The organism is Lactobacillus acetotolerans DSM 20749 = JCM 3825 (genome assembly GCF_001436775.1).
GTDB lineage: Bacteria > Bacillota > Bacilli > Lactobacillales > Lactobacillaceae > Lactobacillus > Lactobacillus acetotolerans.
Window position 1 is genome coordinate 1 of record NZ_AYZC01000077.1, and the last position, 2,192, is coordinate 2,192.

The following is a 2,192-nucleotide window of genomic DNA, read 5'->3' on the forward strand; positions in this document are numbered from 1 at the left end:
AAAGAACGATTAAGAAAGATGGAAATGTAATCCAAAAAGGATCGCTTTTCTATTCGTAAATTAGCCATCGGTGCCGCTTCTGTGCTGTTAGGATTTAGTTTTCTAGGGATAACTGCGCAATCAGTTAAGGCTGACACAGTTAACCCAGTAGAAAAAGATAGACAAGAAATAGTAAATAAGGACCAAACCCCTAAAACTGTAGGGGGGGGGGGTATTACACTCTCCATCAACTGAGGCTGTAAGCAAGACAACTACATCCTCAAATAATCAGACAGCTAATACTGCCACTAAACAAAATAGTAAAACAAATAATAGCACCAGTGTGAAAGACACGGGTGCTATTTCTGATTCTAATAAAAAGCCTAACTTAAAGACTTTTCAAGGTTTAAGTTTATTCTTGGCAGGAAATGAATCTACGAATATAAAAGTATCCAGGATACAGCCAATAAGAGCAATAGTGAACAAGTAGTTAAACAAGAGAATCCTGTTCAAGAAAGTAGAGAAAATACTTCTAAAATAAATACTGATGTTTCTGTTACTAATGAGCAAACTGCTTCTACTGAAGACAATAATCAACAAACAAGTAATACTAATAAGCAAACATTTAAGTCAAATTTAGATACTTTTTCTGGTCTATCATTGTTCTTTACTGCTACGCCAAATAATAGTAGTAGTGACACATCGGCACAAAATATAAATACCGCTAATAGAGATCAAGCTAATGCGGTTGGTAAAACGCTAGCCCCAAGTATAACCACTACACCTATGTCTGATGAGCAAACTGCTGTGAATAAAGCTGCTGCTAGTTTACAGACTGCAATTACTCAGGGTACTGCTTATATAAATTCAGCTGCTTTCAGTAAGATGACAGCTGAAAAGCAAGCACAATTGCGAGCAGCTATGCAAACTGGTAAAGAATTAATTAGTAAATATAATGCTATGCAAATAGCAGTTAATTCAGCTGCTTTAGATGTTGATCAAAATAATAAAAATAAAGCTCCAACTAATATTAGTACTAATCTGATGGCTTTGAATGCCGTAACTTCAAATATTATTACCACTGCAAATACAAATTCTACAAATGCTGTAATAACTACTAGTGAATTAGCGCAAGCAGCACATAATATTATGCTTCGGTTAGGTTCAGTTAACAGTAATATTTCTTATGATGCAGGTACCCAGACAGTTACTATTTCAGCGGGTGAAATTGATAATAATTGGTTAAAAGATCCATCTCTTCTTCCAGATAATGCTCAAGTTAAGCATATCAAAATTACTGGGCGAGTTACTGTAGCAGATGGAAATGCTTCAAATTTGTTTTCGCCATATTATCGTGAGCCAATGACGACCTTACAAGATATTACTGGGTTAAGTAATTTAGATACTAGTAACATTACGAACATGTCTGGGATGTTTTCATTCTTACGCTTAACAAGCTTGGATGTCTCTAACTTTGATACTAGTAATGTTACTAATATGAGTCAGATGTTTGAAAATGACGATAATTTAACGAGTTTGGATGTATCTCATTTTAATACTGGTAAAGTTACTAAGATGGTCTATATGTTTGGTGGTGACAGTAGTTTAACAAGTTTAGATTTGTCCAACTTTGATACCAGTAAAGTTACTGATATGAGCAATATGTTTTCAGGTGACAGTAGCTTAACGAGTTTAGATGTCTCCAACCTAGATACTAAAAATGTTACTAATATGAGTGATATGTTTTATGAGGATTCAAGTTTAACAAGCTTGGATGTCTCTAACTTTGATACCAGTAACGTTACTAATATGAATGAGATGTTTGCGAGTGTCAGTGACTTAACTAGTTTAGATGTCTCTAACTTTGACACTAGTAATGTCACTAATATGGGTAATATGTTTGGAAACGATACGGCCTTAACAAATATAATTGGCTTACACAACTTTGATACCAGTAAAGTAACAGACATGAACCTTATGTTTAATGATGATAGTGCTTTAACGAGTTTGGATTTGTCTAGCTTTGATACCAGCCAAGTCACTGACATGGGTGATATGTTTTATGGGGATTATAACTTAATCAATTTAACTGGTTTAGAGAGCTTTAATACTAGTCAAGTCACTAATATGAGTAATATGTTTGATGGTGACAGTGGTTTAACGAGTTTGGATTTGTCTAGCTTTGATACCAGCCAAGTCACTGACATGGGTGA

At 34.6% G+C, this 2,192-nt stretch carries 1 protein-coding gene and 1 pseudogene; both read left to right on the forward strand.

Annotation, left to right across the window (positions count from 1 at the left end; all coding sequences use genetic code 11):
* Positions 1 to 42: 42 nt before the first annotated feature.
* Positions 43 to 234: pseudogene (locus FC77_RS08495) on the forward strand (YSIRK-type signal peptide-containing protein); the annotation flags it as partial.
* Between the two features lie 405 nt (positions 235 to 639).
* On the forward strand, positions 640 to 2,192 hold a 1,553-nt coding region (locus tag FC77_RS07490; RefSeq protein ID WP_156641856.1), incomplete at its 3' end, for a BspA family leucine-rich repeat surface protein.